Raw genomic sequence first — 24,338 nt, 5'->3', positions numbered from 1 at the left:
TCTCTGCCGCGGCGGAGCCGTCTCCCGCGGTCTGCTCTGGTGTGGTGTCCGCGCGCAGGTCGGCGGAGGATTTCTCTTCAGAGTGCATCGTGCAATCTCGTCTGTTCGGACAGCGGGACGTGCCGACGGCCGGACACCGGACCGGGAGGAGAGTCACGCGTCCGTGTTCGGGGAGGGCGGAGGTCGCGCAGGGTGGCGGCACGGGGCACCGCGCTGCCGGGCGTCGCGGCGGCCGGTGGACCGGGGGAAGGGGGAGGCGCCGCGAAGGGGGAGCAGCCGTCGGCACGGGAGCCCGTGTGCGGCAGAGGACCCGCGCCGTGTTCCGGGGGTGCGTGCGCGCCTTCCGGCGGTACCTGGGTGCTCTGCGGAACACACCCTAGATGATGATCCCTGCGGCCGCGCGTCCGGGATGTCGTTGAACAAGGCTGCTGACCGCAATTGTCCCCCACATTTTCCTTCGCGGTTTACTCGTCGGTCGGCACTCGTGCGCCCGACTTTCTCACCAGTGCCCGCAAGGAACACATCTGACCCGCCGCCCCTGACCAAGGTTTGGGAACGGCGGGTCAACTCAGGAGAGGGAGGCGAAAGGGATCAGTCGTCCCAGAAGGCACTCTCCTTCTCGGACTTGTCCTCGGTGGCCGCCGAGCTGCGGCTGTTCTTGGCCGTGGTCTTGGAGGCGGTTCGCGGAGAGGAGCTCTTGGTGGTCTTGCGGGCGGTGCCTCCGGCGCTGCCGGTGCTCCCGGCCTTGGTTCCGGTGTGCCGGGGACGCGGGGTCACCGCACCCTTGGGGATGGACCCGTCCGGCTTCGGGGCCTCGCCCGAGCGGATGCTCAGCGCCTCCTCCTCGACGCTCAGCATCCGGCGGATGTCGGCGGACAGCTCGGGGATGCGCTCGGAGCGCAGGTGGGCGCCGAGGACCTCCAGCGCGTGGTCGCACAGCAGCCGGCGCGCACGGTCGGCCTTGACGCCGCTGAGCTCCTCGACCTCGGGCAGGGAGCGCTCGCGCAGCAGGCGGATGACGTCGCGCAGCCGATCGCGGGTCTTGCGGTCGGTCATCGTCATGACGGTCATCTCCGCCTCGGCCAGGAAGCTCTCCCCGTTGCCGTCGGAGTCGCGTTCGGCGATGAAGGCGCTGGTCAGGCTGCGTGCGGAGGAACGGGAGGAGTTGCGTACGTCACTGCGCCGCAGGAGTCGGGCCTGGAAACCGGTCACGGCGACGCTGGTGACCAGGCTGATCGCGGCGCCGAGCAGGATCAGGGCGACAGGGTTCTCGAGAACGTCAGGCACGGATTCGGGGACCTTTCCGGGCGGTGGTCCGCACGGGACAGGGTCACGGGCGTGACGGAGTGTGCGGGGGTGGCGTCAGTGCCAGATGGTGCGCGACTATCTGACACGAAAGGGGTTCTTGTCAAGGGCAGGCAGAGGCCCGGCGCCCGCTCGACGCCGCGTCGGTACAGGTGGCGGACGTGTTCGGGAAATCGGCGGGGACATCGGCGAACAGGGTGTCCGGGGGCGCGGACCTGCCTCTGGGTGAAGGACGTCTCCGGGCGAAGGTGCCTTCTCCTCGTGTCTACCCCGCCAGGAGCTTGTTCACCGCCTCGGGGGAGAGGATTTCCTCGGTCACCATGGCCGCGCAGCCGCGCACCCCCGCCTCGTCCCACAGGGTGCTGGCCACGACGCGCAGGCGGCGGGTGGCGAGTGCGGTGCACTGCTGGAACACCACCTCGCGCACGCCCGCCACGAGGTGGTCGTAGGCCTCCGACAGGTCGCCGCCCAGCACGATCACGTCGGGGTTGAGCAGGTTGACCGCTCCGGCCAGGGCCTCGCCGAGCCGCCGCCCGGCCTCGCGGACGAGAGTGACCGCGACCGGGTCGCCGGAGACGGTCAGGGACACCAGCTCCTTGAGGTCGGAGAGCTCGCGCCCCTGCTCGGCGGCGAGCGCCAGCAACCGGGGGCCGCCCGCGACGGTCTCCAGGCAGTCGGTGTTGCCGCAGCGGCAGGGCAGCCCGTCCCCGTCCCGGACGGGGACGTGTCCGATCTCCCCCGCCGCGCCGAGGGCGCCGCGCAGGAGGCGGCCGCCCGAGATCAGGCCGGCGCCGATACCGGTGGAGATTTTGACGAACACCATGTCGTCGGTCTGCCCGTGGCCGCCCGCGAGGTGCTCGCCCAGTGCCATGACATTGACGTCGTTGTCGACCAGGACCGGGACGGGGAAGCGCTCGGCGATCAGCGGGGCCAGTGCCACGCCCGCCCACTTGCCGAGGAAGGGGCGGTCGTCGGCGCGCCCCGTGTGGAACTCGACGGTGCCGGGCAGGCCGATCCCGGCCCCTCGCACGTCGGCGGGGTCGCGCCCCAGGGAGCGGATCTGCTCGGACCAGGTGTCCAGGAGCCAGGGGACGGTGGCGTCGGGGCCCAGGGACATGTCGGGGGAGCCGGGGGTGCGGGCGAGCACCTCGCCGTTCAGGTCGCAGACGGCGGCCTGGCTCCGCGCCATGCCGAGGGCGGCGGCGAGGACGAGGCCTCCGGCGGCGTTGAACTCCAGGACGGAGGGTGGGCGCCCGCCGCTGGAGACGGTTCCGACGCCTTCGGTGACCAGCCCGCCCTCCATCAGTTCGGCCAGGCGCAGGGCCACCGAGGGGCGGGAGAGCCCCGTGGCCCGGGAGAGCTCGGAGCGACTGGTCGCCTCACCCGCTCGGATGAGCTCCAGGATGTGACCGCTCGTGGTCGCGGTGGAGGACAGCCGTCCAGGAGTTCTCGCCATACCTCATTCAACCACTCAGTCTAGTTGTGAAACGTGGGATCTTATGTAAATAAGTGTTCTAAAGTGTGCTTGGTTTTTTACCATAGTCGGGCTTAAGGTCGAAAGGGACGAACGGACCACACCCCTGGCGTCCGGCCTCCTCCGCGCCCACGACGCGCGCATCACCCCCCGACGCCCATCCCGTCACCTCCCCCTTCACGCTGGAGCAGACTGAAATGCCGCAGTTGTCCGATCCCCGCCCCACCGATCTGGTGGTCTTCGGAGGCACCGGCGACCTGTCCATGCGCAAACTCCTCCCCGCCCTGTACCTGCTGGACCGCGACGGGAACCTGGACGGCAGGACCCGGATCGTCGCGGTGTCGCGCAACGGCCTCACCGATGCCGACCTGCGCGGAAAGGCCGAGTCCGCCGTACGCGGCCACCACGCCGTCCAGGTCGTCGAGGCCGGTGTCCTCCGGCGCTTCCTGGACCGCCTCTCCCACGTCACCGTCGACCCGGGCGGCGACCCCTCCGGCTGGACCGACCTGGCCGCCGCGCTCCTCCCCGGCCGCGACCGCGTCTTCTACCTCGCGGTCCCCCCGATGGCGTTCGGTGCGATCTGCACGGGCCTGGACGGGGCCGGCCTGGTCACCCCCGACTCCCGCGTGGTCATGGAGAAGCCCCTCGGCCACGACCTCGCCTCCTCGCAGGCCCTCAACGACGAGGTCGCCCGGGTCTTCCCCGAGGACCGGACGTACCGGATCGACCACTACCTCGGCAAGGAGACGGTGCAGAACCTGCTGGTGCTGCGCTTCGCCAACGTCTTCCTCGAACCGCTGTGGAACTCGCGCTGGATCGACCACGTCCAGATCACCGTCACCGAGACGGTCGGCGTCGGCGGGCGCAAGGGGTACTACGACACCTCCGGCGCCATGCGCGACATGGTCCAGAACCACCTGCTCCAGCTGCTGTGCCTGACCGCCATGGAGCCGCCCGCCAGCTACGACCCCGACGCCGTGCGCGACGAGAAGCTGAAGGTCCTCCAGTCCCTGCGACCCATCACCGGTGAGCAGGTCCTCCAGGACACCGTGCGCGGCCAGTACGGGCGGGGCGTCGTCAACGGCGTCGAGGTCCCCGGCTACCTCGACGAGCCGGGCGGCTCCGACACCAGCAACACCGAGACCTACGCGGCCCTGCGCGCCGAGATCTCCAACTGGCGCTGGGCCGGCGTGCCCTTCTACCTGCGCACCGGCAAGCACCTGGACCGCGCCCGCTCCGAGATCGTCATCCGCTTCCGCGAGGTTCCGCACCCGATCTTCCCCGGCACCAACGCCGCGGGCACGGGCAGCCTCGTCATCCGCCTCCAGCCGGACGAGGGCATCAACCTCACGATGCTCACCAAGATGCCCGGTGCCGGCGCGCTCCAGCTGCGTCCGGTCCCGCTGGAACTGAGCTTCGCCGACACCTTCGCCACCCGCTCGCCCGAGGCCTACGAGCGGCTTCTGACGGACGTGCTGGCCGGGGACTCCACCCTGTTCATGCGCCGCGACGAGGTCGAGGCCGCCTGGCGCTGGGTGGACCCCGTCATCGAGGCCTGGAACGGCCTGAGCACCGGACCCGAGACCTATCCGGCCGGAGGCGTCGGCCCCGCGGGCGCGCACCGGCTCATCGGCCGCACCGGCCGTACCTGGTACGAAGAGGAGCAACCCCGATGACCGCGCACACCCCCGCAGTCCACCCCGTCGTCTCCGAGGTCACCCGTCGCCTGGCCGAGCGCAGCGCCGAGTCCCGTTCGGCCTACCTCGCCCGGATCGACGAGGCCGCCGGCAAGGGCCCGGCCCGCTCCGCGCTGGGCTGCGCCAACCTCGCCCACGGCTTCGCCGCCTGCGGCGTCTCCGACAAGCTCGCGCTGTCGGGCGACGCCACCCCGAACCTGGCGATCGTCTCCTCCTACAACGACATGCTCTCGGCCCACCAGCCCCTGGAGTCCTACCCGGCGGTCATCAAGGCCGCCGTGTCCGGGGCGGGCGGCGTCGCCCAGTTCGCCGGCGGGGTGCCCGCCATGTGCGACGGCGTCACCCAGGGCCGCCCGGGTATGGAGCTGTCCCTGTTCAGCCGGGACGTCATCGCGATGGCCACCGCGATCGCGCTGTCCCACGACATGTTCGACGGCGCGCTCATGCTCGGCGTCTGCGACAAGATCGTGCCCGGACTGCTCATCGGCTCCCTGTCGTTCGGCCACCTGCCCGTGGCGTTCGTGCCCGCCGGCCCGATGCCCTCCGGCCTGCCCAACAAGGAGAAGGCCCGGGTGCGGCAGCAGTTCGCCGAGGGCAAGGTAGGCCGCCGCGAGCTGCTCCAGGCCGAGTCGGCCGCCTACCACTCGCCCGGCACCTGCACCTTCTACGGCACCGCCAACTCCAACCAGATGCTCATGGAGGTCATGGGCCTGCACCTGCCCGGTGCGAGCTTCGAGCAGCCCGGCACCCCTCTGCGGGAGGCGCTGACCGCCGAGGTCGGCCGCCGCGTCCTCGGCCACACCGCCCTCACCGGCGAGTACACGCCGCTGGGCCGGCAGATCGACGAGAAGGCGGTCGTCAACGCGGTCGTCGCCCTACTGGCCACCGGCGGCTCGACCAACCACACGCTGCACCTGGTGGCCATCGCCCGCGCCGCCGGGATCGAGCTGACCTGGGACGACTTCGCCTCGCTGTCCGAGGTGGTGCCGTCGCTCACCCGCATGTACCCCAACGGCTCCGCCGACGTGAACCGCTTCCACGAGGTGGGCGGCATGGCCTTCCTCATCGGCACCCTGCTTGACGCCGGGCTGCTGCACGAGGACGTGCACACGGTCATGGGCCGGGGTCTGAGCGCCTACCGCCAGGTCCCCCAGCTGGTGGACGGGGTCCTGACCTGGGTGGACGGGCCCAAGGAGAGCGCGGACACCACCGTGCTGCGCGGCACCGACGATCCCTTCGCGGCCGACGGCGGCCTGCGCATGCTCTCGGGCAACCTGGGCCGCGGCGTCATCAAGGTGTCGGCCGTCGACCCCTCCCGGCACGTGGTCGAGGCGCCCGCCCGCGTCTTCTCCGACCAGGCCGAGCTGCAGGCCGCCTTCACGGCCGGCGAGCTGACCGGTGACTTCGTGGCGGTCGTGCGCTTCCAGGGCCCGCGCGCCAACGGCATGCCCGAGCTGCACAAGCTCACGCCGCCGCTGGGCGTCCTCCAGGACCGCGGCCAGAAGGTCGCCCTGGTCACCGACGGCCGCATGTCCGGCGCGTCCGGCAAGGTGCCCGCTGCCATCCACGTCTCCCCCGAGGCCGAGGCCGGCGGGCCGCTGGCCTACGTGCGCGACGGCGACCTGATCCGCCTCGACGCCGGCGCGGGAACGCTGGAGGTGCTCGCCGACCTCTCCGGCCGCGAGCCCGCCCGAGCGGGCACCGACTCCTCGACCGGGACCGGGCGCGAGCTGTTCGCCGCCCTCCGCGCCTCCGTCGGCCCGGCCGAGGCCGGAGCCGGGGTCTTCGGCCTCCAGCTCTAGGCCCTGTTTTTTGGATGCTCTCGCCGTATCGGCGGAGCCGATTCCTCGGCGAACGGCCGACCAGGCGTTCCCGTGCAAGGCGGAGAGCGCAGCTCAGCCTGGCGGGCTTCGCAAGCTCTCCGGCGCTGCAAGGGGGCGCCTGGCGGCCGTGCAGCCCGAGATGATCCAAAAAACAGGGCCTGGGCCGTGATCGTGTACGGGTGGCTCAGGTTCGGCGCCCGGTGTCCGGCGGATGCCGAACGGCGAGCGCCGAGCCGTGCCGCACGTACAAGATCACCGAAGTCCGAGGCCTTTCGACCACACCTGTCGCACACCGACACAGGAGAGACAACCCATGACGACGACGCCCCGCTCGGGTGCGGACATCCTCGACCTCGCCCCGGTCATGCCGGTGGTGGTCATCGACGATCTTGAGGCCGCTGTGCCCCTGGCCCGGGCACTGGTGGCGGGTGGACTCCCCGGCATCGAGGTGACCCTGCGGACTCCGGCGGCGCTCTCCGCGATCGAGCGGATCGCCGCGGAGGTCCCCGAGGCCGTGGTGGGTGCGGGAACCGTGGTCACCCCCGACCAGGCGCGGGCCGCGTCCGACGCCGGCGCTCGGTTCCTGGTCAGCCCCGGCTGCACCGCCTCCCTCGCCTCGGCCATGGCCGACACGGGCCTGCCGTTCCTGCCCGGTGCGAGCACCGCCTCCGAGGCCATGGCCCTGCTGGAGCGCGGTCTGACCGAGCTGAAGTTCTTCCCGGCCGAGGCCTCGGGCGGCGCCGCCTTCCTGAAGTCGCTCCTGGGCCCCCTGCCCCAGGTGCGCTTCTGCCCGACCGGCGGAATCACCTCCGCATCGGCGCCGGACTACCTGGCCCTGGCCAACGTCGGCTGCGTCGGCGGCAGCTGGCTGACCCCGGCCGCCCTGGTCGCCGAGGGTGCCTGGGACCGCATCGAGGCCCTGGCCCGCGAGGCCGCCGCCCTCTGAACCCCTGTGCCGCGGTTGTGGGACGCCGCGGCACAGGCACAACACGGCACCGCCCCGGCCGCATGGTCGGGGCGGTGCCGTGTTGTGTCCTGTACGCCAACCTTGTTTTCTCGGACCTTTTCTGCGGCTGAATTAAACAACTGTCTGTTTTGTCGGAATTAGATTCCTCCATAACGCATGTAGCATAAGCTGCTGAAACTGTTATAAATCAAGAGAAAATGCGCATCATGGGTCGATGGTGAGCAGGTACCGGCGGAGGAGAGGACCGGGTTGTGGCGAGGGGCGCGGTACCGACCGCGAACGACGAGGTGCCGGTGGGGCAAGAGCTCCAGGAGGTCGACTACCAGGAGCTCGTTGACCCGAGGTGGTCCGGGCCTGTCGGGCTGAGGCGGCCGATCCTCCTGGTCCACGGCCCGCAGGGGTTCGGCAAGTCCCACTTCCTCCTGTTCAAGGCACACGAACTCGAGCGCATCAGGATCCCCTACGCCTATCTCGACCTCGCCGACACGCGGTACCGCACCAGCGCGGAGGACGTCTTCACCGCCATCTCCTCGCACCGGGAACGGGGACTGGCCCGCGTTCGCGACTTCTATCCGGGCATGAGGTTCCCCCTGCTCTGGATCGCCTTGATGACCGCCCGGCTGGAACTCGAGGGTGGGCCCTCCGAGGAGGACGGCACCGACAAGGCACGTGCCGAGATATCCCAGCTCGTGGACAGCGTCTGGCCCGGTGGCAGCCAGGGGTGGTTCGGTCGGGCCGGCGGTTTCCTGGGCCGCCTCGGTGAAGCGCTCCCGCCTCCGGAGATGGCGGAGGCAGCCGCGCTTCCCATCGAGACTGCCAAGTGGGTCGCCTCGGTCTCCCAGATCGGCGGAAGCGGCCTGGACCGGGCCTTCGAGTGGATTCGGGGACGAGGACAGGGCGCCCAGGGCAGGGAACAGGCCACCGACTCCCTCTACCACCTGTGGCTCCAGGCGCAGGAACCCGACGAGGTCGACCCCGTCACCGGTGTCTCCAACCGGGAGAAGACAATCCGCTTCCTGTGCGAGGCCCTGTACGCCGACATCCAGAACCTGCCGAAACAGGTCGGTCGGCAGCCCACCCCGGTCCTCCTGCTGGACAATGCCGACCAGGGAATCGGACCACTCGTCCTGCGCTGCCTGGCGGCGGTTCCCGCTCCCTCTCCCGGGCGCGCTCTTCCCGGCAGCAACCGGTTCCCTGAACCGCTGACCGTCGTCGCGGCCACCGGAGAGACCGTCGAGGGCCTGGACCTGGACACGCACTTCCGGGACACCCGCCAGTACATGCGCTTCTCGGGTCTGACCCGGCTCCAGCGCAGGCACGTGAGCGAGCTGTTCTCCCGCTCGGCCGGCGGCGATCGCGTATCCGGAGAGGTGGTCGAACTTCTCGCCGACTTCACCGGCGGACACCCCGGCACCACCGCCCAGCTCGTCGAGGCGTGGGTCGCGGTCAAGGGCAGCAGTCTGCACGGCGCTCTCACCCACCGCCTGGCGGATCCTGCGAGCGGGCTCGAGTCTGCCGTGACCGTCGAGGAGCGTATGCTCGCCACCGCGCTGGGTGCCGACCCCGGCGATCTCGACACCGGGCTCCGCGAGGCCCTCACCACCTGCGCTGCCGCCCGCGACTTCGACGCAGGTCTGTGGCTGCACCGCTCCAGCGATCTCATCGGGGAGGTCGACAGGGACCGGCTCCTTGCCCATCCGCTGTGGGACGGCGAGGGCCCCGAACGGATCACGGTGCTGCGTCGCCTCCTGCTCCGGCGCCTGGCTCGACGCCCCGAGAGCGACCCTGCTCACTGGAACGCCGTCCACCAGGCGCTCGCCGACCACTACCGGGATGGCGGAGCGGGTGTCCCTGACGCTGTCGAGCGTGAGGCCTACCACCGGCTCTGCGCCGGCCAACTCGGCTGGGTGGCCCGGCACCTCGAGGACTGGCTGGCGACCTCCGACATCGACGGTCAGGAATGGGTTCGCCGGCTGAGAAGTGTCACCGCGGCGCCGATGCGTACGCGCCCGGCCCTGCCGCTCGTGGACTCGTGGAGCGCCGCGTGGCAGGCCGAGGCCGAGGCGGGGACGGACACCGAGACCGTCCTCAAGCTCGTGGCGGCCCGGCAGATCCTCGGCGACCCGGATTTCTTCCGTACCAGGGACCTGCACGCGCGCTGCCACAGCGCACTGAGTGAACTCGCCGAGCGGATACCGGTGGGGGCGGTCCACGTCTTCGACGAGGCGGCCTGGCATTTGCGCCAGGCCAACAAGTTCGACAACTAAGCGGACACCAGGGAAGAGAGGCGACCTTGCCTTCCGAAGAGAGAGCCACGACTCCGGCCAGACCCGGAAGGCCCCGAGAGCCCCGATCCCGGTCGGCCGCCTTCCTCAAGGGGTGGTGGCATCTCCTCACCCTGGGCCTGGTGCTCGTGCTCGGGGCGGCCACGTTCCTCTACGGGAATGTGCTCACCTGCGGAGGCCCCGGAAGCGGGGTGCGCTCGGTCGGCGGCCAGTGCGTCGGTGTCACCGACGGCAGCTACGTCTACCACGACGACTTCCACCGGATCCAGGAGCTCATCACCAAGGAGAACGACCGGGTCGCGGGCCTGACGGACCGCCACGTCGTACGCGTGGCGCTCCTGAGCACATTCACCTTCGGCGACGTCAGCCCCATGGACCCGGGGCGTATACGGCGTGCCCTGGAAGGTGCCTACACCGCACAGATGCGGGCCAACCACACTCGCCGGCTCGGTGACAGCAAACCCGCCCTACAGCTGTATCTGGCCAACACAGGAAGCCGACAGGAGCACTGGGAGCCGGTCGTGGACGATCTCGTCGCCATGACCGAGGACGAGGAGAACCCGCTCGTCGCTGTTGTCGGGATGGCGGTCAGTATCGAGTCCACCCAGGAAATGGCCACCCGCATGAGCCGGCACGGCATCCCCATGGTGTCGACCTCGGCGACCGCCGACGGACTGGAACACGGCTCCATCGACGGGCTGGTGCGTGCCGCGCCCAGCAACACCGAGATGGTGCGAGCACTGCGTCGCTACCTCGACGGGTTGGAGGAGCCCGCACGGGCCACCCTGGTCTACGATTCCACCGAACCCGATCTGTTCACCACCACCTTGCGCGATGCTTACCAGACCCACCTCGGTGGATACATGGAGGGCCACCCGCAGGAGTACGCCGGCACGACCGTCGGGGACACTCCCCGGGCCGGTTTGTTCGACACGGTGACACTCAACGTGTGTGCCTCGGAGACCGACACGGTGTTCTTCGCCGGCCGTGCACCCGATCTCTGGGAATTCGTCGCCTCGCTCGAGAGCAGGGGCTGCTCCGACGACCCCCTCCGGGTGCTCTTCGCCACCATCGGCCTGACCGCCATGGACGACGAGGATGCCATGGGCATGCTGCGCGACAGCAACATCACGCTGGTCTACGCATCGGGGATCGACCCCCGATGGGGCGATCCGAAGGCTGGAGAGGACGCGCCCCCGCACTACGGGCACTTCACGGAGGCCTTCGACGAGTACGTGGGGGACGAGGGCGGTTCCGCGTTCAACAACGGGTACGCGCTGGTCCACCACGACGCGCTCGCCGTCGTGGCCCGGGCCGTGAGGATGACCAACGGGATGGACCTCGGCGACAGGCCTCCTCGGGCGGAGGACGTCCTTGCCCAGCTGATGCTGGTCAACACCGCCCACGAGGTGCCCGCCGGCGGCGGAACGCTCAACTACAGCGACGAGCACGGAGGCGAGGCGGTGGGCCGGTACGTGCCCGTGGTCGAGCTGCCGATGGAGGGCGAGCGGCCCGCGGCCGACCCCTATGTGATCGGCGGCACCGGGCCGTGACCGCCGCCGGTCAGTCGAGGGGACCGCGCTGCCGGGGCATCCGGAAGTAGATCATGGGGTTGTTCCTGCCGGTGTGCACGGGCTTGTCCAGCCCCAGTTCCTCCCGCAGCTCCAGGAGGGCGGTGTGGGGAGCAGGCGCCCTCCTGCGCGAGGGGGTGAAGAACTCCGTGTCCCTGCCGCGCAGCCAGGACAGCACTGCGGCGCCCTCGGTCAGCGGCAGGGCGTACCTGCCGTGGAAGACGTCGTGGACACTGACGGGGGTGCCGGGAGCGATCATCGGGAACAGCTCGGCCAGGTACCACTTGGCGAACCTGCCGTTGTGGGCGGCGTCCACGAACAGGTACTCGATGCTGTCGGGCACGGAGGCCAGGTTCTCCCGGATGTCGCCCTTGTGGAACTCCCAGCGGCCCAGGGACAGCTCCTCGGGAACGTTGGCGACCACGTTGTCGACGATGTCGAAGGAGTGCAGGGTGCCCTTGCCGTTGTCGCGCAGCGCCGACAGGATCCAGGTGGTGGACCAGCCGTGGAAGGTGCCCAGCTCCATGACGGTCTCCGGGCGGGTCTCACGCAGGAGCAGGTAGGTGATCTCGGCTTCGATGTCGTCGAGCTGGGGCGTCATCCTTCCCCGCATCCCGTCGAGGAAGGCGCGCTGGGCGTCCCGGACCTCCGCCAGGGGGTCGCGGTACTCGCGGTACAGGCTTCCGATCAGCCTCAGGTCGATCTCCGTTCCGGCAACCATGGCAGCCCCCTCGTCCCCGATCACACTCTCACTCTGTGTGATGACGTTTTTACTGTATCTGCTGCGTGTTTTTTCTCCACCGTTCCCCAGGTGCGTTTCCCGTGTGCTTTCCCGGTGTCAGGAGGGTTTGGCCGGGCAGCCGATCAGATGGTCGTCCACCACCCCGACGGCCTGGAGGTAGGAGTAGACGATCGTGGTGCCCACAAAGCTGAAACCGCGCTTCTTCAGGTCCTTGGAGATCCGGTCGGACAGGGAGGTGCTCACGGGTACCTCTGCCTGCTCGGTGAAGCGGTTGACGACGGGCTCGCCGCCCGTCCAGCCCCACAGGTAGTCGGCGAAGCTGCCGTACTCCTCGCGCACCTCGCCGAACGCCCGGGCGTTGCGCACGAGGGAGGCGACCTTGAGCCGGTTGCGGATGATCCCCGGGTTGCGCAGCAGCGCGTCGAGCTCGTCCTGGCCGTAGTCCGCGATCCTCTCGTGGTTGAAGCCGTCCAGCGCCTGGCGGTAGTTCTCCCTCTTGTTCAGCACCGTCGCCCACGACAGGCCGGCCTGGGCGCCCTCCAGCACGAGCATCTCGAACAGGTGCGCGTCATCGCGCGAGGGGCGCCCCCACTCCTGGTCGTGGTAGGCGGTCATCAGCTCCGAGGCGCCCCGCGCCCATCCGCAGCGGCGCTCGTCGGGTTCGGTCATGGGGAGGTTCTCCTTCGGTGTGCGGCCGTGGCCACCCCATCCTGCCCGCCCCCGCAGACGGTTCCGAGGCGTTCAGGCCACCGCGCCGTACCCGGCGCGGAATCCCCGGGCCTTGCGGATCCAGTACCAGGAACGCAGGTTGAACCCGACCAGGAAGAAAAGGAGGAGGGGGAAACCGGCCAGCATCATGGCATGGGCGGGGTCGCCGGCCAGGATCGCTCCGGCCATGAAGGGGAGGACGAGCAGGGTGGCGAACAGCACGGCACCGGCCAGGACGGCGGTGAGCGGTCCGACGAACGCGGCAAAGGGGTTCTTCAGGAAGAGCTTGGCCATCTCCCCGGCGACCAGGACGGTCCGGGGGTCGGCCTCCGCTGTGCCGGTGCGGAGCAGGCCGTGAGCGGCGCGCACCTCCTCGGGGGTGGTCCCCGCAGGCAGAAGGCGGGGGCCGGGCCAGTGCCCGATGAGAGAGTGGATCGCCATGCCGGTTCCGGCGACCACGATCGGGTGTGCGTAGCAGAGCAGGGTGCCGAACTCGCTCCGCACCTGTGCGCGCCGGCCGGGGAGGGGCGCCGCCAGGTCGGGCAGGAAGAGCCCGAACACGAACGTGCAGATCATGACGCCGAGCATGACGAAATAGAGGACGCCGACGACGGCGATGCGCAGGCGGAACGCCCGCGTGTACTCCGGGGAGGCGCCTGGGACGGGGGAGGACGGCACGGTTTCTCCGGTCTTTCGGGGGGAGGGAGCGGAGCGGCCGCCCGCCGGAGCGGGCGGCCGGAGGCCGTCAGGCCAGGACGCAGTGCGTACCGCTGAAGATGGTCGGCATGCACTTGTTGCAGTGCACGCACAGAGACCTCGTCCCCGGTTCGTCCCGGAGCCGGTTGACCAGGTCCGGCTCGCGCAGCAGCGCGCGGCCCATGGCCACGAACTCGAACCCCTCGGCCATCGCCGCCTCCATGGTGGCGCGTTCCGAGATGCCTCCCAGCAGCACCAGCGGCAGATCGACGGCGGCCCGGAACTGGCGGGCGCTCTCCAGGAGGTAGGCCTCCCGGTAGGGGTAGCTGCGGAGGAAGGCTCCCCCGGCCAGCTTGACGCCCAGCCGCAGCGGCTGGGAGACGGCCGCGGCGAAATCCTCGAGCGGTGCCTCCCCGCGGAACAGGTACATCGGGTTCAGCAGCGAGCTGCCCGCGGTCAGCTCCAGCGCGTCGACGCTGCCGTCGCGCTCCAACCGGCGCGCCACCTCGACGCTCTCGTCGAGCCAGAACCCGCCGGGCACACCGTCGTCCATGCCGAGCTTGGCCAGGATCGCGATGCGGTCGCCCACCGCCTCCCGGACCGCGCGTGCGACACCGAGCGCGACCTTGGCCCGGTTGTCCAGCGAGCCGCCGTACTCGTCCTTGCGCTTGTTGATCTTCGGGCTCAGGAACGAGCTGGTGAAGTAGCTGTGTCCCATGTGGATCTCGACCGCGTCGAAACCCGCCTCGACGGCGAACCTGGCGGCGTCACCGTGGGCCCGGGTGATCCGCTCGATGTCGTCCTTGGTCGCCGCGCGGACGGTACGCATGCTCTGACGGCTGAACAGGCGGGAGGGGCCCAGAGCGGGAGCCCCCGTCGAGGCGCTGTTGGCGACCGGGCCGGCATGGCCGATCTGAGCCGAGGCGGCGGCTCCCTCGGCGTGTACGGCGTCGGTCAGGCGGCGCAGACCGGGAATCGCCTCGTCGCGCATCCAGATCTGGTTGCGCTCGGTGCGCCCCTCGGGGGCGACGGCGCAGTAGGCCACCGTGGTCATGCCGACGCCGCCGGCCGCGTGGCGGCGGTGGAACTCGACGAGTTCGTCGGAGACCACGGCATCCTTGGTCATGCCCTCGAACGTGGCGGCCTTGAGGATGCGGTTGCGCAGAGAGACCGGCCCGAGCTTGGCGGGCGCGAAGACATCGGGGACGGGGGAAGTGGGGGGCACGGGTTCTCCTGGGGATCAGAGGGTCATGGCCGAGGGCTGGGCGTCCGGGCGCATGGCCGCGTCGGTCCCGCCGTCGACGTAGAGGATGGAGCCGGTGGTGAAGCGGGCCTCGGGCCGCAGGAACTGGTGGACCCAGAACGCGATGTCCTCCGGCTTGCCGAAGGTACCCAGCGGCATCGGGGTGTGGAAGGAGTCGGGGTCGAGGTCCTCACCGGTCGAGCTGAGCATGAGCGGGGTGACCACCGCGCCGGGGGCGATGGCGTTGAGCAGCACGCCTTCCCGTCCCCACTCCGGGGTGACCGCGGTACGCCGCACCCAGTGGGCGAGCGCCAGCTTGGAGGAGGCGTAGGCACTGATCGAAGGCGCGAAGGCCGTGACCTCCGCGGGCATCGCCGCCTGGGCCTCGCGGGCGTGCCGGCGGGCGCTCTCCTCGTCGCCCTTCAGGCAGAGTTCCACGAGGGCGTCGTCGACGAGGGGCACGGTGCTGGCCGAGTTGGAGCTGATGACCACGGCGCGTCCGGCCTCGGAGCGGGCCAGCGCCAGCCGCAGGCCCTCCAGGAGGGCGACCGGGCCGAAGTGGTTGACCGACACGACGGTCGCGGCGTCCTTCATGCTGGCGCCCACGCCCGCCACGGCGGCCACGCCGTCGAGTGTTCCGCCGCAGGCCCCGAGGATCTCCTCGACCGCTGAGGCCCGGCCCTCGGCCGTGCCCAGGTCGGCGATGACGTCCGCGTCGCGCAGGTCGACCCCGATGACCGTGTGTCCTGCCTCGGTCAGGAGGGCCGCACTCGCGGCCCCCATTCCGGACGCGCTTCCGGTGACGGCGTAGGTTCCCAAAGCCCTTGTGCTCCTTCGCTTTTCGTCGGCATTTCCTTCAACGGTTGAAAACACTAGGGCATGGAATTCGGGTCCGCCCGGTGCCCTCCCTCCCGCGTTTCCATGTGTGTTCGGACAGGCCCCGGGTAGTCGCAGGACACGGTGGCGCCCCGACGGAAGAGGGCTGTCCGCACGTACTGACCAGGGGGTAGTGATGGGCATCATCCGCGCCGAACACGTGGCTCGACTGCTGTGCGCCGAGGACGGGAACCCGGTGCTGATCGTCCACGGAGGGCGGGCCGACGTCATCTCCGCATCGGATCTCGACGACCCCCGCTACAAGGGCGCGATGCGCCTGGCTGACCGCTCCGACCTCGTTCCGGCCCAGGGCGGCGAACCGACCGACGCGGAGATCGAGGCCCTCGCCCAGCGGCTGGACACCGCCGTGAGCCGGCAGGGCGGCTGACCGCGGCGCCGCGCCCGGTACCCGTGCCGCGGCCCCGCCGGGTCGGAACCCGGCGGGGCCGCCGTGCGCTCGGGGAAGGCGTCAGCCCCGCTTCGCCTTCTCCTTCTTGATGGCGTCGACGAGCTCCTCCTTGTTCATGTTGGAGTGCCCCTTGATGCCCAGTTCCTTGGCCTCGTCGTAGAGCCGCTGCTTGGGGATCTGCTGCATGGACCCTTCCTCGTGCTTGCGCATCTCCTCGGCGCGCCGCTCGTCGAAGGCCCGGCCCAGCTGGCGGAGCATCGAGGCGTCGACCGCCTCCTTCAGCGCGGGCAGGACCTCGTTCTCCTCCTCCTCGACGTGGTGTTTCACCGCGCTGACGAACTTCTCCAGGAGCTGGTCGAACTGCTTGCTCTGGGAGTCGGTCTGCTTCAGCTGGTCGAGGATCTCCTCGGCCTCGTGGTGCTCGTCGGCGCCGTGGTGGACCTCCTCCTTCTCACCGGCCTCCTCGGCGATCGTGGGGTAGACCTTCTCCTCCTCGGCCCGGTTGTGGGCGAGGAACATGGCCTCGACCTTCTTGAGGAGCTGGGGACGGTGGTCGCGCTCGGTCTTGAGCCGCTCGAACAGCTTCTCCATCTCGCGGTGGTCACGGGTGATCAGGGTGATGGCGTCTTCGGCCACGGTTGCCTCCGGTCGGCATCGGGTTACCTGCGAAGCACCCCACTACCCAGGGCCTCGGCTTCCTAGCACCGGTACCCGAGCCCTGTACTCCCTTGACCGGGATTTCAACCGCGTCTCCGAGGCGGTCAGTCCCGCCTGGCCCTGTTGATGGCGTCGACGAGCTCCTGCATGTCCATGCCGGAGTAGTTGTCGATGCCCAGTTCCTTCGCCTCGTCGTAGAGCCGCTGCCTGGGGACCTGCCCTGTCGAGGTGCCGCCGAACTTCCGCATCTCCTGGGTGCGCTGCTCGTCGAAGGCCCGGCCCAGTTCGCGGAGCCTCGTGTCGTCGACCGCCTTCTTCAGCGCGGGCAGGACCTCGAGTTCCTCCTCCTGGACGTGGTGGGTGACCGCGGTGACGAACGCCTGCAGCCGCTTGCCGAACTCCTTGCTCTGGGGGTGGGCCTTCTTCAGGCGCTCGAGGAGTTTCTCGGCCGCGTGGTGCTCGACGGCACTGGTCTTCATCCCCTTGTCCGGATCGCCCTCCTCGGCGATCACCGGGTAGACCTTGTCCTCCTCGGCCCGGCTGTGGGCGACGAACACGGCCTCGAGCTCGTCGAGGAGCTGGGGCCGCTTGTCAGGCTCGAGCCTGAGGCGGGCGAACAGCTCCTCCATCCTGCGATGGTCACGGGTGATCAGGGTGATGGCGTCTTCGGCCACGGTCGCCTCCGGTGGGTGTCGGGTGCCTGCGAGGCAGCCCACTACTCCCGGTCCCTGTTTTCCAGTACCGGTGCCGAGGCCTGTGCTTCCTTTGCCCCGCCTTGGGTGCCGGCTGGAATGCACCGCACGGCGTCACCGGAAGAGCCGCGACCTCACCGGTTCACCGACTCACCGGCCCGGGCCCCGCCCGGCATGTGCCCGTGGCCGACGCCCGCTCGGTGACGGTTTCCCACCCTCTCAGGGCACGGCATCGGCGGAAGGACTTCCACGGGTATGAGTGCGGGGAAGCTCCATCCGTCCGGGTAGGAGCTTCCCTGTCTCGCGTTCAGAACTCCTCGCGAGTCGCCCGCACCGCCGCTGCCCACTCGGCGCTGGGGAAGGCGAGCGCTTCAGCGTGGCGGTGCTGGGTATCGCGGACGATCGAGGCTCGAGGAGTGTCGGCCACCTCTGCACATGCCGACTCGTTCGCGCTGTAACTGCTTTTGCGGAAGCCCAGGGATGAAGACACAGAGGTTCTCCTCTACTCGGCGATGAGATTCTTCAGCAGCTCGATCGTCTCGGCCTCGGGCAGGGACTCGTGGTGGTCGACTACCTGGTCAACCGAGCTGCCGGGAGTCATCGACCGACAGGGCGGTTGCGGTGATGTGCCTCCACAGGCTCTCGTACCGGGGCACTGAAGAAGTTCTTCCCTGCAAGTCCGAAGCTGGTCGGTTGACAGCGCCCAGGGGTACAGTGAGTGCGGGACATGCATCGGGTATGCATGACGCGAAACCCCCGGCCAGAACTGGGGGTTTCGTGTTGCTGGGCCTATCGGCGAGTGGCTATGAGCAGCGCTGACCACTCCTGCTTCGGGAACGTGAGGTGCCCGAGAGAGCGGTTCTGTGTGTCGCGCATGGCAGCCCCGGAAGGGGTTTCAGCGACCTCGACGCAGTTCTCCTGCCGACCGCTGCTGTAGCTGCTCTTATGGAACGCGAGTTCGTGTTCGTAGGGCATGTCGAGCATGGGAATCCTTCTCAGGTCACGGATTCCAGCACCTCAGCGATGAACGCCATGGAGTCGTCCACCGAGAGCGCCGAGGCCTGGGCGTAGTCGTACAGCAGCTCGTGCTGTCGGACGTCGTCATCCTCCTCCAGGAAGAGGGTGTTCACCCCGCTGGTCTCCAGGTATACACAGCTCGGGTCCTCAGGAAAGTACCGTGGCCCGCCGTCCTGTGGGTTGGAGTGGAGCCGGGGCCCGTACGATCGGTTGGTGGCCGATGACCACGCCGCCATGCGCCGCTTGTTCACCCAGCGCTACACCGCAGAGCAGGACACCACTCCCACGCTGCGGGGGATCGGACGGCAGTTCCCCGCTCTGGGAGGGGCAACGAGCTCATGAACACCATTGCCTCCCCGGAGCGGGCGGCTGTCATACCGCCTGAGCTGTGCCCACGCAAGGCCCATGACTCTGACCCCGGTGACGGCCTCAAGCCCGAGCCCGCGCGCATCCCCCGGCCTCGGCGTGAACAGAAGCTAGCCCCGTCGCTGCCGCGCAGGTCTGACCGGCGCCGCTCCGGCCTGCCGCCTCGTCCGGCCAGTCACCGCAAGCCCAAGCCCCGCCGCACGGGCATGACCTTGGCCGGTTACGTCCTCGCCTCGGTGTTCGGTGCGCTGGGCCACCACCTCTACGGGCTGCTGTAACCTCCGCGGACAGCCGCACAGGCGGAGCGCCTCACATTCGGGCGGGGGAGCGGAATAGCCCCCGGGGACCTTCCGTTACACCTTTCGCAGGCTGGTGCGGTAGCAAGTGTCCCCCGGGCTCCAACTATTGCCTTCACGGAATACCGCGCCCTTGTGGTGGTCAGGAGCCGTGTTGTGCCCCGCGCCGAGAGGCGACCGCCGTACCGGCCTCGCACACGTGGCGGCCCCGCCGAGTTCCGACTCGCCGGGGCCGTTGTGTTTCGGGCGCCTTGGTCCGGCGACCCGGGTTCAGAAGGCCCGCTTCCGGGCCTCTGCGTGGGGAGCCACGAGGACGGTGATGTCGGATGCGGACGGCGGAATAGCTCCCGGGGGTCTCCCGTTACACCTTGCGCAGGCTGGTGCGGTTGTAAGTGTCCCCGGGGGCCACCCATTGCCTTCACGGAATACCGCGCCTCAGGGCGGCAGGAGCCGTGTTGTGCCTCACCCTGGAGGTGACCGCCGTACCGGCCTGTCGCACGTGGCGGCCCCGCCGAGTTCCGACTCGGCGGGGCCGCTGGTGCATCTGCCTCCCGTGGCGGGCTCAGTCGAGTTCGCGCCGCGCCTCGTCCACCGCGCCGGGGAGGTCCTTCGGGTCCAGCTCGGAGAGGTCCTCGAACCCCGCTTCCCGGGCCTCCGCGTAGAGCTGCTGGTCGGGAGCCTGCTGAGCGATGCGCTGCTCGTGTGCCCTGATCTCCTGGGCCCGCCGCTCCTCGAACACCCGGCCCAGTTCGCGGAGCCTCGCGTCGTCGGCCACCTGCTTCAGCGCGGGCAGGACATCGCTCTCCTCCTCCTCGACGTGGTGGTTGACCGCGTCGACGAACTCCTTCAGCCGCTGGTCGAACTCCTCGCTGTCGGGGTCGCACTCCTTGAGGCGGGCGAGGAGCCGTTCGGCCTCGTGGTGCTCCTCGGCGCCGTGGTGGGCCTCCTCCTTCTCCCCGGCCTCCCGGGCGATCACCGGGTAGACCTCCTCCTCTTCGGCCCGGCTGTGCGCGAGAAACATGGTCTCGACCTTGCCGAGGACGTGGGAGCGTTCGGCGCGGTTGGTCTCGAGCCTCTGGAACATCCGCTCCATCTCGCGGTGTTCGCGGGTGATCAGGGTGATGACGTCTTCGGCCACGGTCGCCTCCGGTGGGTGTCGGGTGCCTGTGGACCACCCCACTACCCACGGCGTGCGGTTCTCCAGCACCGGTTGCGGAATATCGCTCCGGGGGTGTCCGTTGCACCCTTCGCAGGCTGGTACGGAAGTGTCCCCGGGCTCCAACTATTGCCTTCACGGAATACCGCGCCTCAGGGCGGCAGGAGCCGTGTTGTGCCCCGCGCCGAGAGGCGACCGCCGTACCGGCCTCGCACACGTGGCGGCCCCGCCGAGTTCCGACTCGGCGGGGCCGCTGCTGTTTTCCGCACCGTCTTTCCCGGGCCCGACCGGCCTCGCGGTCCGCGGCGGGACACCTATTTCTCCGGAGTGCCTTCCGGCCGGGGCCGGACGGAGAACCGCACCCCCGCCCACAGGGCCGCTCCGATCACGGCCAGGGCGAGTGCCCACGACCCCACCGGCGCCATGACCGTGTCGCACGAGTCGATCCAGGAGAGTCCGTCCCTGGGCAGCTCCTCGTAGGCGAACCAGCCGAAGACGGCATCCCCACCGAGCGGTGGTCTCCACCACCCGGCCCCGCACGATCCTGTGGGAACCAGCCCGAGCGCTCCGCCGCCGGCGATCAGGGCGACGGCCACCGTACGGACGATCTGGACAGGGGACATGGGAACTCTCTTCGACGCAGGGGGTCTTCGATCGCCTCCACAGTGGCACGGCCACCGCTCGCAACAGCACGGTGTGCACGGTCGAGGGGCTGAGCGGCAGGGAGGGGCGTTCCGACCGCCGACAGGAGAATCCCGGCGGATCGGTCGCCGACTCCTTCCGGGCCTCCCGGGCCTTCCGGACCGAACACCGTTCGCCTAAGGTCGTTGCCCACTGGCCGACACGTCGAGGAGAACGCGATGCACCCCTTCCGCAAGGCTGTTGAGGAGCGCGACCTGGAGGCCGTCGAGGCGCTGCTGGCCGACGACGTCGTCTTCACCAGCCCCGTCGCCTTCCGGCCCTACCCCGGCAAGGCCGTCACCGCGGCCATCCTGCGCGGTGTGCTGCGTGTCTTCGAGAACTTCCGCTACGTCCGCGAGATCGCCTCCGCCGACGGGCGCGACCACGCTCTCGTCTTCAAGGCCGAGGTCGACGGCCGAGAGGTGCACGGCTGCGACTTCCTGCACTTCGACGACGATGGCCTCATCGACGACTTCACCGTCATGGTCCGCCCCCTGTCGGGCGCCACCGCCCTCGCCGAGGCCATGGCCGCCCAGTTCGACCGGATTCAGCAGGAGGCCGCGGGGAGCTGACTCCGTCCGCCCCCGGCTCAGGAGCCCTCGACGGAGCCGAGAAAGGACTCGAGCAGCCTGACGACGGCATCGGGTTGTTCCAGAGTGCTGCTGTGGCCGCAGTCGGCGATCACCTCCAGGCGGGCGCCGGGAACGGCCTCGGCGATGCGGCGCGCCTTGTCGGGCGGGGTGGCGATGTCGTCGGCGCCGACCGCCACGAGGGTGGGAACGGTGATGCCGGGGATCTCGGGACGGATCGGCTTGCGGTCGGCGACGCCGAGGACGGCCTTGCGGATGCCGGCGCGGTCGCAGGAGCGCAGGCGCGCGGCCCACTCGTCGGCGATGGCGCGGCCCTCCGGGGAGGACCGGAAGGAGGGGCCGAACATCAGGGCCTCCACACGGCCGCGCACCGGGGTGAGGCCGGCGACCCGGTAGAGGGCGGCCATCAGCCGGTAGCTGCCGGATCTGCTCGGGTCCTCCTCGTCGGCGCTGGTGTCGAGCAGGGTGAGCGAGCGCAGCAGGTGCCCGTGGCGGGCGGCGATGCGCTGGCCGACGAACCCGCCCATGGACAGCCCCACGTAGTGCACGGGCGCGGCACCGAGCTCTTCGATCAGGGCGACGGCATCGGCGGTGAGGGTGTCCATGTCGTAGCCCTCCCGGGAAGCGGGTGTCCCGCCCTGGCCGCGCCAGTCCAGGGTGACGCAGCGGTAGCGGTCGCGCAGTGCCTCGACCTGGGGGCGGAACATCCAGCCGCCGAAGAGCAGGCCGTGGCCGAACACGACGGTGGGGGCGTCGGGGCGGCCGGCAGGTGCTCCGGTGTCGGTGTAGGCGATCTGGACGCCGTTGACGGTCGTCAGGGGCATGGGGGGACTCCGTTCCGCCAGCGGTCGGGCACCGTGGCGGCACAGCGTACGCCCTTCCCGAATCCCGTTCAACGGCCGGCCCGGGACGGCGCCCCGCAGGGCGCCGTCCCCCTGGCTACAGCGGCGAGGCGGGGCGTTCCAGACCCAGGTGGCCGCGCAGTGTCCGCGTCTCGTACTCGCGGCGGAACCGGCCCCGCTTCTGCAGGACCGGTACCACGTGGTCCACGAAGTCCTCGATCCCTCCGGGCAGGGACGGCGGCATCAGGTTGAACCCGTCCGCGCCCTCGTCGTCCACCCATTCGGTGATCCGGTCCGCGATCTGCTCGGGCGTCCCGACCACGGTGCGGTGTCCGCCGCCGGCGGCCAGGCGCCCCAGCAGCTGCCGTACCGTCGGCCTCTCGGACTCGATGATCCGCAGGACCGTGGCGTAGCGGCCCTTGGGGCCGGTGAACTCCTCCAGCGGGGGCAGCTCGGGGACGGGGCCGTCCAGGTCCCAGCCCGTGCAGTCCTGCTCCACGAACATGCCCAGCTGCCGCAGCGACTCCTCCACCGGAAGGAGCATGTCCAGTTCGCGCTGCTTGGCCCGGGCCTCCTCCTCGGTGGAGCCCACGTACGCGACCAGCCCCGGCATGATCGCCACCGACCGGGGGTCGCGGCCCGCCCGGCGGATCCTCGACTTCAGGTCCCGGTAGTACTCCTGGGCGCCGGCCAGGTCGTAGGCCACGGAGTAGATCGCCTCGGCGCGGCGCGCCGCCAGCGCCCGGCCCTGCTCGGAGGCCCCCGCCTGGAAGAGCACCGGGTGCCCCTGCGGCGGGCGCGGTACGTTCAGCGGGCCGTCGACCCGGAAGTGCTCCCCGCGGTGGTGCACAGGCCGCACCAGGCCGGGGTCGGCGAACACGCCCTCCCGGTCGTGGCGCAGGGCCGTGTCACCCCAGGAGTCCCACAGCCGCAGCACCACGTCCACGAACTCCTCCGCCCGGGCGTAGCGCTCCTCGTGAGCGGGCATCGCCTCGTATCCGTGGTTGCGGGCCTCGGTGTCGAACATCGAGGTGACCACGTTCCACCCGACCCGGCCGCCCGAGATGTGGTCCAGGGAGGCCAGCATGCGCGCGGCGTGGAACGGGGTGTAGAAGGTGCTGGAGACCGTGCTGACCAGGCCGATGCGCTCGGTGGCCCTGGCCATCGCGGCCAGGGCGGTCAGCGGCTCCAGGAACCACCACGGCCCCTCGGCCACGGCGCCGGCCGCATGGCCGTCGGCGAAGAACACCGCGTCCAGGCAGCCCCGCTCGGCGGTGCGGGCCAGCTCCTCGTAGTAGCCGATGTCCCCCATCCGCTCGGCGGGGGAGTCCGGATGGCGCCAGGCCGCCTTGTGGTGGCCGGAGCCGAAGATGAACAGGTTCAGGTGCACCTGGCGTTCGGGGGCGGGCATCAGCCGTTCACCAGCCCGCCGTCGACGACGAGGTTCTGCCCGGTGACCGCCCGCGCCCAGGGGGAGGCGAAGAACAGGGCGGCGTCGGCGAACTCGGCCGGGGAGGTGACCCGGCGCAGCGGGGTGCCCGACGCGATGAGGTCGAAGACCTCCTCGGGGGTCGCCGAACTGGCGTCGGTGGTGCGCAGCAGGCCCCCCGAGACCATGTTGACGGTGATGCCGTCGGGGCCCAGGTCGTGTGCGAGCGTGCGGGTCAGGGACAGCAGCGCCGCCTTCGCCGCGGTGTAGTCGTGGTAGGGGACCACGGGGTGCTGGAACAGGTTGGTGCCCACGTTGACCACCCTGCCGAACCCGGTCCGGCGCATCCCGGGGAGCGCGGCCTGAACGGTGTTCAAAGCGCCCTGGACGGTGCCGCTGAACTGCTGCTCGAGGTCCTTCCAGGTCAGCGTGTCGGCATGGGGTCGGGCGTCGCCGTTGAAGGAGAAGTCGACGAGGGCGTTGTTGACGACGGTGGTGACCGGTGCGCCGAAGTGCGCCTCGGCCTCGTCCGCCATCGCGGCCACCTGCCCGGCGTCGCGCACGTCGGCCCGGACCGCCAGGGCCCTGCCGGGGTGCTGCCCGGCCAGGGCGCGGGCGGCCGCGGAGCTGGAGAGGTGGTTGACCACCACGCGGGCGCCCTCGCGCAGGAACGACCGCACGAGGTGGGCGCCCAGGCCCCGGGCTCCGCCGGTGACGAGGACGATCTGCTTGTCGAGGGGGATTGCTGCGGCCGTGGAGTCGGAAGGCATCGGCTCCCTTTCTGCTCACGGCAAAGGGGGCCCGTACAGACCGACC

25 protein-coding genes are annotated in these 24,338 nt (G+C 70.2%); 8 read left to right on the top strand and 17 right to left on the bottom strand.

Annotated features, from left to right (window positions below; all coding sequences use genetic code 11):
• Positions 1-591: 591 nt before the first annotated feature.
• Together FHS13_RS17785 and FHS13_RS17780 are read right to left on the bottom strand one after the other, a co-directional pair.
• A complete protein-coding gene (locus tag FHS13_RS17785) occupies positions 592-1,287 on the bottom strand; it encodes a hypothetical protein (RefSeq protein ID WP_184293072.1) in 696 nt (231 codons plus the stop codon).
• Positions 1,288-1,570: 283 nt separating this feature from the next.
• On the bottom strand, positions 1,571-2,761 hold the full coding sequence (locus FHS13_RS17780; RefSeq protein WP_184293071.1) for an ROK family transcriptional regulator: 1,191 nt from the start codon (positions 2,759-2,761) through the stop codon (positions 1,571-1,573).
• Positions 2,762-2,976: 215 nt separating this feature from the next.
• Between FHS13_RS17780 and zwf the strand changes: the two genes are divergently transcribed.
• The 5 genes from zwf to FHS13_RS17755 all read left to right on the top strand — a co-directional run bounded on the left by zwf (position 2,977) and on the right by FHS13_RS17755 (position 11,104).
• Positions 2,977-4,455, top strand: coding sequence for a glucose-6-phosphate dehydrogenase (gene zwf / locus FHS13_RS17775; RefSeq protein WP_184293070.1), 1,479 nt, complete (start codon positions 2,977-2,979; stop codon positions 4,453-4,455).
• On the top strand, positions 4,452-6,278 hold the full coding sequence (gene edd / locus FHS13_RS17770; RefSeq protein ID WP_184293069.1) for a phosphogluconate dehydratase: 1,827 nt from the start codon (positions 4,452-4,454) through the stop codon (positions 6,276-6,278). Before zwf ends, edd begins: the two co-directional genes overlap by 4 nt.
• A 334-nt stretch (positions 6,279-6,612) precedes the next feature.
• Positions 6,613-7,245 carry a bifunctional 4-hydroxy-2-oxoglutarate aldolase/2-dehydro-3-deoxy-phosphogluconate aldolase gene (gene eda / locus FHS13_RS17765; RefSeq protein ID WP_184293068.1) on the top strand — a complete coding sequence of 211 codons (633 nt, stop codon included), beginning with the start codon at positions 6,613-6,615 and terminating at the stop codon, positions 7,243-7,245.
• Positions 7,246-7,517: 272 nt separating this feature from the next.
• A complete protein-coding gene (locus FHS13_RS17760; RefSeq protein ID WP_184293067.1) occupies positions 7,518-9,533 on the top strand; it encodes a hypothetical protein in 2,016 nt (671 codons plus the stop codon).
• Positions 9,534-9,559: 26 nt separating this feature from the next.
• The gene (locus FHS13_RS17755) at positions 9,560-11,104 is read left to right on the top strand and encodes an ABC transporter substrate-binding protein (RefSeq protein ID WP_246405406.1); all 1,545 of its coding nucleotides are present in this window, start codon (positions 9,560-9,562) and stop codon (positions 11,102-11,104) included.
• A gap of 10 nt (positions 11,105-11,114) precedes the next feature.
• On the opposite strand, the gene FHS13_RS17750 is transcribed toward FHS13_RS17755, so the two are convergent.
• From FHS13_RS17750 to FHS13_RS17730, 5 genes are all read right to left on the bottom strand, one after another.
• Positions 11,115-11,843 carry a class I SAM-dependent methyltransferase gene (locus FHS13_RS17750; protein ID WP_184293066.1) on the bottom strand — a complete coding sequence of 243 codons (729 nt, stop codon included), beginning with the start codon at positions 11,841-11,843 and terminating at the stop codon, positions 11,115-11,117.
• Positions 11,844-11,960: 117 nt separating this feature from the next.
• Positions 11,961-12,533: a DNA-3-methyladenine glycosylase I gene (locus FHS13_RS17745; protein ID WP_184293065.1), complete on the bottom strand. Its 573-nt coding sequence runs from the start codon at positions 12,531-12,533 to the stop codon at positions 11,961-11,963.
• 72 nt (positions 12,534-12,605) lie between these two features.
• The gene (locus tag FHS13_RS17740) at positions 12,606-13,250 is read right to left on the bottom strand and encodes a hypothetical protein (RefSeq protein ID WP_184293064.1); all 645 of its coding nucleotides are present in this window, start codon (positions 13,248-13,250) and stop codon (positions 12,606-12,608) included.
• A 67-nt stretch (positions 13,251-13,317) separates the two neighbouring features.
• Positions 13,318-14,493, bottom strand: a complete 1,176-nt coding sequence (locus FHS13_RS17735) for an oxidoreductase (RefSeq protein WP_184293063.1) — start codon at positions 14,491-14,493, stop codon at positions 13,318-13,320.
• A 15-nt stretch (positions 14,494-14,508) separates the two neighbouring features.
• The gene (locus FHS13_RS17730; protein WP_184293062.1) at positions 14,509-15,330 is read right to left on the bottom strand and encodes an SDR family oxidoreductase; all 822 of its coding nucleotides are present in this window, start codon (positions 15,328-15,330) and stop codon (positions 14,509-14,511) included.
• Between the two features lie 193 nt (positions 15,331-15,523).
• Here FHS13_RS17730 and FHS13_RS17725 point away from each other — a divergent pair, with 193 nt between their 5' ends.
• Positions 15,524-15,775, top strand: coding sequence for a hypothetical protein (locus FHS13_RS17725; RefSeq protein WP_184293061.1), 252 nt, complete (start codon positions 15,524-15,526; stop codon positions 15,773-15,775).
• An 81-nt stretch (positions 15,776-15,856) separates the two neighbouring features.
• Here the strand turns inward: FHS13_RS17725 and FHS13_RS17720 are convergent, their stop codons facing one another.
• The 5 genes from FHS13_RS17720 to FHS13_RS21205 form a co-directional block, all read right to left on the bottom strand.
• Entirely contained in the window at positions 15,857-16,432 is a 576-nt protein-coding gene (locus FHS13_RS17720) for a hemerythrin domain-containing protein (protein ID WP_184293060.1), read from the bottom strand.
• A gap of 125 nt (positions 16,433-16,557) precedes the next feature.
• Complete coding sequence (locus tag FHS13_RS17715) at positions 16,558-17,127, bottom strand: hemerythrin domain-containing protein (RefSeq protein ID WP_184293059.1); 570 nt, start codon at positions 17,125-17,127, stop codon at positions 16,558-16,560.
• A gap of 325 nt (positions 17,128-17,452) precedes the next feature.
• On the bottom strand, positions 17,453-17,635 hold the full coding sequence (locus FHS13_RS17710) for a DUF397 domain-containing protein (RefSeq protein WP_343065071.1): 183 nt from the start codon (positions 17,633-17,635) through the stop codon (positions 17,453-17,455).
• 299 nt (positions 17,636-17,934) lie between these two features.
• A complete protein-coding gene (locus FHS13_RS17705) occupies positions 17,935-18,120 on the bottom strand; it encodes a DUF397 domain-containing protein (RefSeq protein ID WP_184293188.1) in 186 nt (61 codons plus the stop codon).
• A gap of 20 nt (positions 18,121-18,140) precedes the next feature.
• Positions 18,141-18,398: a Scr1 family TA system antitoxin-like transcriptional regulator gene (locus FHS13_RS21205; protein ID WP_246405403.1), complete on the bottom strand. Its 258-nt coding sequence runs from the start codon at positions 18,396-18,398 to the stop codon at positions 18,141-18,143.
• Between FHS13_RS21205 and FHS13_RS21775 the strand changes: the two genes are divergently transcribed.
• Complete coding sequence (locus FHS13_RS21775) at positions 18,376-18,504, top strand: hypothetical protein (RefSeq protein ID WP_281388848.1); 129 nt, start codon at positions 18,376-18,378, stop codon at positions 18,502-18,504. The two genes, FHS13_RS21205 and FHS13_RS21775, sit on opposite strands and share 23 nt — an antisense overlap.
• An 882-nt stretch (positions 18,505-19,386) precedes the next feature.
• Here FHS13_RS21775 and FHS13_RS17700 read toward each other — a convergent pair.
• Positions 19,387-19,962, bottom strand: a complete 576-nt coding sequence (locus tag FHS13_RS17700) for a hemerythrin domain-containing protein (protein WP_184293058.1) — start codon at positions 19,960-19,962, stop codon at positions 19,387-19,389.
• A 332-nt stretch (positions 19,963-20,294) separates the two neighbouring features.
• Entirely contained in the window at positions 20,295-20,603 is a 309-nt protein-coding gene (locus FHS13_RS17695) for a hypothetical protein (RefSeq protein ID WP_184293057.1), read from the bottom strand.
• 237 nt (positions 20,604-20,840) lie between these two features.
• Between FHS13_RS17695 and FHS13_RS17690 the strand changes: the two genes are divergently transcribed.
• Complete coding sequence (locus FHS13_RS17690; RefSeq protein ID WP_184293187.1) at positions 20,841-21,233, top strand: nuclear transport factor 2 family protein; 393 nt, start codon at positions 20,841-20,843, stop codon at positions 21,231-21,233.
• 17 nt (positions 21,234-21,250) lie between these two features.
• Here the strand turns inward: FHS13_RS17690 and FHS13_RS17685 are convergent, their stop codons facing one another.
• From FHS13_RS17685 to FHS13_RS17675, 3 genes are all read right to left on the bottom strand, one after another.
• Entirely contained in the window at positions 21,251-22,075 is an 825-nt protein-coding gene (locus FHS13_RS17685; protein WP_184293056.1) for an alpha/beta fold hydrolase, read from the bottom strand.
• 115 nt (positions 22,076-22,190) lie between these two features.
• Entirely contained in the window at positions 22,191-23,504 is a 1,314-nt protein-coding gene (locus FHS13_RS17680; protein WP_184293055.1) for an LLM class flavin-dependent oxidoreductase, read from the bottom strand.
• Positions 23,504-24,292, bottom strand: a complete 789-nt coding sequence (locus FHS13_RS17675) for a 3-oxoacyl-ACP reductase (protein WP_184293054.1) — start codon at positions 24,290-24,292, stop codon at positions 23,504-23,506. The genes FHS13_RS17680 and FHS13_RS17675 overlap by 1 nt, the downstream gene beginning before the upstream one ends.
• Positions 24,293-24,338 lie beyond the last annotated feature (46 nt).

It is taken from the genome of Nocardiopsis algeriensis, from assembly GCF_014203695.1.
Taxonomy (GTDB): Bacteria; Actinomycetota; Actinomycetes; order Streptosporangiales; family Streptosporangiaceae; genus Nocardiopsis; species Nocardiopsis algeriensis.
The sequence above is the reverse complement of the archived record's forward strand: the minus strand, read 5'-3'. Positions and strand labels throughout refer to the sequence as shown.

Coding starts and splice junctions, on each gene's coding strand:
- FHS13_RS17780 (WP_184293071.1), bottom strand. CDS start 2,761: ATGGCGAGAACTCCTGGACGGCTGTCCTCCACCGCGACCACGAGCGGT.
- zwf (WP_184293070.1), top strand. CDS start 2,977: ATGCCGCAGTTGTCCGATCCCCGCCCCACCGATCTGGTGGTCTTCGGA.
- edd (WP_184293069.1), top strand. CDS start 4,452: ATGACCGCGCACACCCCCGCAGTCCACCCCGTCGTCTCCGAGGTCACC.
- eda (WP_184293068.1), top strand. CDS start 6,613: ATGACGACGACGCCCCGCTCGGGTGCGGACATCCTCGACCTCGCCCCG.
- FHS13_RS17750 (WP_184293066.1), bottom strand. CDS start 11,843: ATGGTTGCCGGAACGGAGATCGACCTGAGGCTGATCGGAAGCCTGTAC.
- FHS13_RS17745 (WP_184293065.1), bottom strand. CDS start 12,533: ATGACCGAACCCGACGAGCGCCGCTGCGGATGGGCGCGGGGCGCCTCG.
- FHS13_RS17725 (WP_184293061.1), top strand. CDS start 15,524: ATGGGCATCATCCGCGCCGAACACGTGGCTCGACTGCTGTGCGCCGAG.
- FHS13_RS17705 (WP_184293188.1), bottom strand. CDS start 18,120: ATGCCCTACGAACACGAACTCGCGTTCCATAAGAGCAGCTACAGCAGC.
- FHS13_RS21205 (WP_246405403.1), bottom strand. CDS start 18,398: ATGGCGGCGTGGTCATCGGCCACCAACCGATCGTACGGGCCCCGGCTC.
- FHS13_RS17695 (WP_184293057.1), bottom strand. CDS start 20,603: ATGTCCCCTGTCCAGATCGTCCGTACGGTGGCCGTCGCCCTGATCGCC.
- FHS13_RS17690 (WP_184293187.1), top strand. CDS start 20,841: ATGCACCCCTTCCGCAAGGCTGTTGAGGAGCGCGACCTGGAGGCCGTC.
- FHS13_RS17685 (WP_184293056.1), bottom strand. CDS start 22,075: ATGCCCCTGACGACCGTCAACGGCGTCCAGATCGCCTACACCGACACC.
- FHS13_RS17680 (WP_184293055.1), bottom strand. CDS start 23,504: ATGCCCGCCCCCGAACGCCAGGTGCACCTGAACCTGTTCATCTTCGGC.
- FHS13_RS17675 (WP_184293054.1), bottom strand. CDS start 24,292: ATGCCTTCCGACTCCACGGCCGCAGCAATCCCCCTCGACAAGCAGATC.